Here is a 7129-nt window from a genome sequence, read left to right on the forward strand (position 1 = left end):
GCAATCGGTAACTTTTCTTCAGGCGTTTTATATAACGGTAGTAATGAAAATAGTTATAGCCATGAAAAGTGGGTACGACTGGAAAGTAAGTGGCAATATGTCGACCCTGAAAAGATCAGGATATATACCCTAGGGGATTTTATTTCTAATAGCCCAGACTGGGGCAGTAGTGTCCGTCTTGCCGGTTTTCAGTGGTCGAGTGCTTATAGTCAACGCGGTGATATTGTCACTTCGGCACTCCCGCAATTCTCAGGCTCGGCAGCACTGCCTTCAACGCTAGATTTATATGTCAATCAGCAAAAGATTTATTCGGGGTTAGTGCCATCAGGTCCATTTGATATTAAACAGCTCCCGTTTATTTCGGGAAATGAAGTCACACTGGTGACTACCGATGCAACGGGACAGCAGAGCATTACCAAAAAGCCGTACTATTTTTCATCGAAGATTCTGGCAAAAGGCATAAATGAGTTTTCAGTAGATGTGGGTATGCCACGCTACAACTATGGGCTTTATTCAAATGATTATGATGATGTCACTTTTGCCTCAGGTGCGATCCGATATGGCTACAACAATTCACTGACCTTAAGTGGCGGTGCAGAGGCTTCAACAGATGGTCTGTCGAATCTCGGCACAGGATTTGCCAAGAATGTTTTGGGTATTGGCGTGATCAATGCTGACATTGCAGCGAGCCAATATAAAGATGAAAACGGCTATTCTGCCTTGCTGGGTTTAGAAGGACGCATCAGTAAAAATATTTCATTTAACACCAGTTACCGCAAAGTATTTGATAACTATTTTGACCTTGCCCGTGTATCTCAAGTGAGATATTTAAAAGATAACCAGATCAATGCCGAGTCACAGAACTACCTGAACTACAGCGCATTGGCAGATGAGATTTTCAGGGCAGGGATTAACTATAACTTTTATGCAGGCTATGGGGTTTATCTGGGTTATAACCAGATTAAATATAGTGACAACTCTTACAAGTTACTGTCTAGCAATTTAAGTGGAAGTCTGGACAAGAACTGGGGCTTTTATGCGTCAGCTTATAAAGATTATGAAAACCATAAGGACTATGGCATTTATTTTGCGCTGCGATATACCCCGTCCAGTAGAGTGAATGCGATCACGAGTGTATCTAGTGACAGCGGTAGCCTACGGTACCGCCAAGAAATATTCGGTTTGTCAGAACCCCAAATTGGTTCATTTGGCTGGGGTGGCTATGTTGAGCGAGATCAGGATGCAAAAGAAAACAATGCATCGGTCTATGCATCTTACCGAGCACGAGCAGCTTACCTGACGGGACGTTATAACCGATTTGGCGACAACGATCAGGTTGCACTTTCGGCGACAGGATCATTGGTTGCGGCGGCGGGACGTATCTTTGCGGCCAATGAAATTGGAGAGGGCTATGCGGTTGTAACTAATGCCGGGCCACAAAGCCAAATTATAAATGGCGGGGTCAATTTGGGAGAAACTGACAAGTCTGGAAGATTTTTGATTCCTAGTCTCATGCCATATCAAGTGAACCATATTTATTTAGATCCATCGTATCTTCCTCTGAATTGGAATGTTAAATCTACAGATCAAAAAACAGTCGTGGGTTATCGTCAAGGAACTTTGGTTGACTTTGGTGCTCATCAGGTTATTTCTGGATTAGTGAAACTGGTTGATCAAAAAAATTCGTCGTTAATGCCGGGTTATGCCGTTCGAATTAATGGTCAGCAAGAAGGAGTGGTTGGTTATGATGGTGAAGTATTTATTCCAAACCTGTTAAAACAAAACAAACTTGAAGTCGATCTTCTAGATCATGGCTCCTGCCAAGTTGACTTCACTTATAACAGTAATCAGTACTCAACTAAAAAATTGGGACCTTATGTATGTCATTAAATATTATGAATAAGGCTCAAATAGAGAGCTATAAGTTTTTTCCATTGTCTTTAAAATACTTTGTAGGCATTTGCTTATTTTATCTCGTTTATGCATTTTTTAGTCCGGCGCATGCAGCTTGTACGGTAAGTGGGACCACGAATAATACGTTTACCTACACAGCAGCAAATATTAATAGTGATGCAACCGTAAATCTTTCAGGAACAATTACTTGTACGAATTTAGGACTTCCCCAGATTTCTAATTTCATGTGTATGAAAACCGTATTTACGGGAACCACAAATGCAATTAACAGTGTTTCATTACCCTATACAGTTACTGCAACTGTAGGCGGAGCTGGGTCTTCTACCACAAACCAAACCTCCAATGTGTGGTATGGTCCAGTAGCAACAGTCGCATCAAATAATATTGTGAGCTACTCGGTAAATATAAAAGTACCAGCTCGAACGGGGTCTCTTATTGCATACCCTCAAGGAACATATACAGCTTCGGTTCGGTTGTATTGGGATATGGATCTTTTGGGTTTGTCATGTGGTGATTTACTTGGTGGCTGGGATTCAGGCGATACATTGCTAACAGCAAACTTTGTGGTCCCAAGCCTGTGCCAATTAAACTCAACCTCAACTGTAGATTTCGGCAATATTAATGATATTGGCATGACTAAGCGTGATTACACAGCGCAAGGAGCCGTGAATACAACCTGTAATTTTGGAACGCCATATAGCATTTATTTAGGCGATGGCAATAACCGTATAGCTGGAAGCTTTAGGCGTATGATCAATAGTAATAATGAATTTATTCCCTATCAGCTATATAAAGATTCTAACTATAGTACGGTATGGGATGCCACGGGAGGCGTAACCAATGTTGGGGGAACAGGGGGAGTCTCAAAAACAGGTACAGGAAGTGCTCAAACGACTACTGTGTATGGAAAGATTCCGCAAGGCACTGCCATCGCAAGTAGACCTGGTGTCTATTCTGATAGTGTTGTCGTTACGGTGACTTATTAATCTTTCAAATTTATATGAGGAGTTCTTTTTATAGCAGAGCTCCCTATAATTCAAAGTATATTGCTTAAAAATTGTTAAGATATAAATAATAAAAATCAAATAATTCTTAGCTTTCGGAACTTGTTCGTCATCAAAAACAGTTTGACTTAAAAAAGTATTCTGTATATTTATTGATTAGTTCTAAAAAAGAACTAGATAAAAGGCAATTAAAAATAAAGGTGAATAAATGTCGAATATTATTTTGCATCAATGGGAAATTTCCCCATTCTGTCAAAAAATTTCAAGGGTTTTGAAATTTAAAGGAATTCCATTTGACACAGTTAACTATAACGGCATTCTTGGAGCGAAAGTTCCTCTACTAAGTAAGGTGGGCAAAGTACCTGTCATTGACCATAACGGTCAGAGGATTCAAGACAGCACTCGAATCGCGCGCTATCTTGATGAAGCCTTTCCAGACACACCTCGGCTTTACCCTGAAGATCTAAATCAAAAAGCGCTTGCTGAACTTTGGGAAGATTGGGCAGATGAATCTCTTTATTTTTATGAAGTCTATTTACGCGTAAATGACTCAGAAGCTTTAGAAGAAGCGATTCGGATTAGTAGCATTGGTCGTCCGGCCTATGAAAAGCCCATGGTAAAAGGTTTTATTTTAGCCGAGTTAAAAACGCAGCTATTCTTTCAAGGCTTAGGACGTATGAAAGCTGAAAATGTTGAAGAAGAATTTATACGACACCTCGACCGTATTGAGCAGGTTTTATCACAAAGTGAATGGTTAGTTGGAAACAGCCAAACCATTGCAGATATTGCGGTGGTTGCTCAACTCGGTGAAGTGATTCGTACCAGTAAAAAATTTAGTAAAGAAATTTTGAATCGTCCGTTTATTGCATTATGGTATAAAAAACAAACAGGGTGAAATGTCTATGACATCAGCAACATTAGATAAAAAACAAGATTGTGCGGTTGTTATTGGCGTCGGGGCATCACAAGGTATTGGTGCAGCGGTGTGTCGTCTTTTCGCCAAAGAAGGCTTAAAAGTCTATGTTGCTGGACGTACTTTCCAGAAAATTGAAGCAGTGGCTGCCCAAATCCATGCAAATGCAGGGGAAGCTGTAGCGTTTCGTTTAGATGCAGAAGATATACACCAAGTACAAGCCCTGTTTGACACCATTACAAGTCAAAATGAGCGTATTACTGCTGTCATTCATAATGTGGGGGGGAATATTCCTTCCATCTTTTTACGCAGCCCATTGTCATTTTTTACTCAAATGTGGCAATCCACTTTTTTATCGGCCTATTTGGTTTCTCAAAGTTGTCTAAAAATCTTTAAAGATCAAAATCACGGTACGCTTATTTTTACTGGAGCGAGTGCATCTCTACGCGGCAAACCTTTTTTCGCAGCTTTTACAATGGGGAAATCTGCTTTAAGAACCTATGCATTAAATCTAGCTCAAATCTATAAGTCACAAGGCATACACATTGCTCATGTGATTATTGATGGTATGGTTGATGGCGATAGAGTGAATAAAGCATTATTTGGCCTAGGGCGGTTAGCCCGTCTTACCCGTGGAACTGGTGGACTCAATATTGATGCAATAGCAGAAAACTATTGGATGCTTTACCAACAAACTCCACAACTCTGGACACATGAGTTGGATTTACGCCCTTATCAAGAAAAATTTTGAGAGACTAAAATGCTAAAAAAAATATTCCAAAAATTTCAAAAAAAGCAGGGCTGTGTTGTAGTGGCTGGTCATGACCTACAACTGATTGAGCGTGATTTTGTAATTCTAGATAAAAATGCACATTTTCCATTACATCTTTATCAGGTTATACATGATTCAGCTGTAAAAAAAATACAAGTTCATTCTTTAAATGATGGTGTGACAGCAGTTCAATTAAACTTAGTGAATGCAGATCACTTAAAATGCTTATTGCGTTATATTTCAAAACACGGGCATACCATTGAACTCTGTGTATTTCAGCCGAGTTTTTCATCTTCGCCCAATATCGAAGCTTTATCTTTAGAAGAGATTGAACACAGTTGGCAGACCACAGGTTTAAGTGCAGTAAGTGTTGCTCAAGCTGTGATTAAGCCTATGCTTAAACAACAGCGAGGCACGGTTATTTTTCTTGGCGCACCCTCTAATCACTCGATCCATTACGATGTGTTAAGCCAAAGCATGTTTGCAAGCATCCGTGCTTTAGCACAGTCACTAGCCAGAGAGTTTCAACCTAAAGGCATTCATGTTAGTTATTGCATGATTGAAAAATGGGAAGGGCAAAACCAGCACTTTAGCTCATCTCTCAAACAAGTATGCCAACACATCTATCAGCAACCTGATTCGGCATGGAGCCAAGAACTCAGCCTATCTTAAAGTTTTACTTTCGCATGTTCTTGAAATACAGTACTGAGTTGAAATGATGATATAACAATAATTTCGGTAGGTTTTAAATGGTGGATATAACGAGTTTTCAGCGAACTGTTCAGATCGTGTCGACCTTGGCAGCTTTTATGTGTATTTCTTCACTCGCCCAAGCATATCAATATGATCAAACTGCTCGTTTAGTTAACGAGCGTTTATCTTATATGAAAGATGTAGCAGGTTATAAAGCAGAGCAGCATTTGCCGATTGAAGATTTAACTCAAGAAAAGAAAGTTCTCGATCAATCGCTTTCTGAAGCTGAATCTTTTGGCTTAAATAGCGAAACATTAAAGCCATTTATTGTGACGCAAATGAATGTAGCCAAGGCCATTCAATACCGTTATCGGGCTGATTGGTTGTCGAGTCCTGAAAGTAATTGGAAGCCACAAGATTTAGCAGAAGTACGTTTAAAAATTAGTTCTCTAAACACTGAACTTCTAAAAAATATTGCCGATGAACTTAAGAAAAATAACAATAAAGCGCCTCATGGCTGTAGCTATATGTGGCCTGTTCAGCATCCACAACTTAAAGAAGCCGACAAAAAAGCTTTATGTGAGACATTAAATAAAATCAAGTTAAGAAAATGAATTTATTTAAGATAATTAAAGCATTGAATTTTTTATCAGGAGAGTTTTTATGAAAAAAACCTCTTCAATATCTTTCCTTTTTAAGAAGAGGTATTTACTGATACTTTTGTTAGTTGCACTCTTTGGTTATGGCAAATACCACAATTACAAAGAAAAGATTTTATTTAGAGAATATTATTTACATCCACCATTGTATAGAGAGATTTGGCCATCTGAATTTGACCCTAGGCAGAGTAAAACTTGAAGTGCGACATAAACCACCTAATTAATTTAAAGGGTTTATGGAGTATATAAAATTGTCATACCATCATCTTAACTTTGAAGATCGTACTGCATTAATGCTTGAGTCAAGAAAAGAAGGCTTTTCAGCCAGAAAATTTGCTGAACTCATTAAAAGACATCCTAGTACGATCTATCGTGAGCTTAAAAGAAATAGCATCAATGACGTTTATCAAGCTCGATATGCTTCTGATAACACCTTCGCTAGACGTAGACGTGGTCACAGAAAACTCAAAATCGATTCAATCCTCTGGAAATTTATTGTTGAAGCGATCCGTTGTTTATGGTCTCCTCAGCAAATAGCAAAGCGTTTAAAGACATTTCCTGATTTGGATCAAACAATGAATGTAAGCCATACAACGATTTATTCAACGATACGAGCATTACCCAAGGGTGAGTTGAAAAAAGACTTATTATCCTGTCTGCGTCATGAAAATAAAAAGCGAAAAGCTAACGGTGAACCTAAAAAAGATTCTATATTACAGGATATTAAAACTATTCATGAGCGCCCAGCCGAAGTTCAAGAAAGAAAAATACCGGGTCATTGGGAAGCTGATTTAATTAAAGGTAAAGACAATAAAAGTTCGATAGCAACACTTATTGAACGAAATACACGGCTCTGTATCTTGGCAACATTACCTGATGCAAAGGCAGAATCAGTGCGCAAGGCTTTAACTGAAGCTCTGAAATATTTACCTGCAGAACTGCGTAAAACGTTGACCTATGACCGTGGACGCGAGATGTCAGAACATAAAATACTCGAAGAAGATTTAGGCATAGATGTATATTTCTGTGACCCACATTCACCTTGGCAAAAAGGCACATGCGAAAATATGAATGGTTTAATTAGGCAATATTTACCTAAAGGGATTGATTTAAATCAGGCAGATCAGCATTATTTAAATCAAGTTGCCATGTCACTGAATACTCGTCCTAGAAA

Annotated in this window: 7 protein-coding genes; all 7 read left to right on the top strand. The window is 38.9% G+C overall.

The features are described from left to right. A partial coding sequence (locus MKL51_RS16105; RefSeq protein ID WP_270904354.1) for a fimbria/pilus outer membrane usher protein occupies positions 1 to 1890 on the top strand: 1890 nt, incomplete at its 5' end. Next, entirely contained in the window at positions 1881 to 2900 is a 1020-nt protein-coding gene (locus tag MKL51_RS16110) for a Csu type fimbrial protein (RefSeq protein WP_032042451.1), read from the top strand. The genes MKL51_RS16105 and MKL51_RS16110, both read left to right, overlap by 10 nt. 226 nt (positions 2901 to 3126) lie before the next feature. Next, complete coding sequence (locus tag MKL51_RS16115) at positions 3127 to 3813, top strand: glutathione S-transferase (RefSeq protein ID WP_032007652.1); 687 nt, start codon at positions 3127 to 3129, stop codon at positions 3811 to 3813. Between the two features lie 7 nt (positions 3814 to 3820). Next, the gene (locus tag MKL51_RS16120; protein WP_017480891.1) at positions 3821 to 4582 is read left to right on the top strand and encodes an SDR family NAD(P)-dependent oxidoreductase; all 762 of its coding nucleotides are present in this window, start codon (positions 3821 to 3823) and stop codon (positions 4580 to 4582) included. 9 nt (positions 4583 to 4591) lie between these two features. Continuing rightward, positions 4592 to 5275, top strand: a complete 684-nt coding sequence (locus MKL51_RS16125) for an SDR family NAD(P)-dependent oxidoreductase (protein ID WP_017480892.1) — start codon at positions 4592 to 4594, stop codon at positions 5273 to 5275. 77 nt (positions 5276 to 5352) lie between these two features. Further along, on the top strand, positions 5353 to 5910 hold the full coding sequence (locus MKL51_RS16130) for a chorismate mutase (RefSeq protein WP_032007654.1): 558 nt from the start codon (positions 5353 to 5355) through the stop codon (positions 5908 to 5910). A gap of 281 nt (positions 5911 to 6191) precedes the next feature. Then, the coding region (locus MKL51_RS16135; RefSeq protein ID WP_079396101.1) for an IS30-like element ISAba125 family transposase at positions 6192 to 7129 on the top strand (938 nt) is incomplete at its 3' end.

The organism is Acinetobacter sp. AOR18_HL (assembly GCF_027855145.1).
Classification (GTDB): Bacteria; Pseudomonadota; Gammaproteobacteria; order Pseudomonadales; family Moraxellaceae; genus Acinetobacter; species Acinetobacter pittii.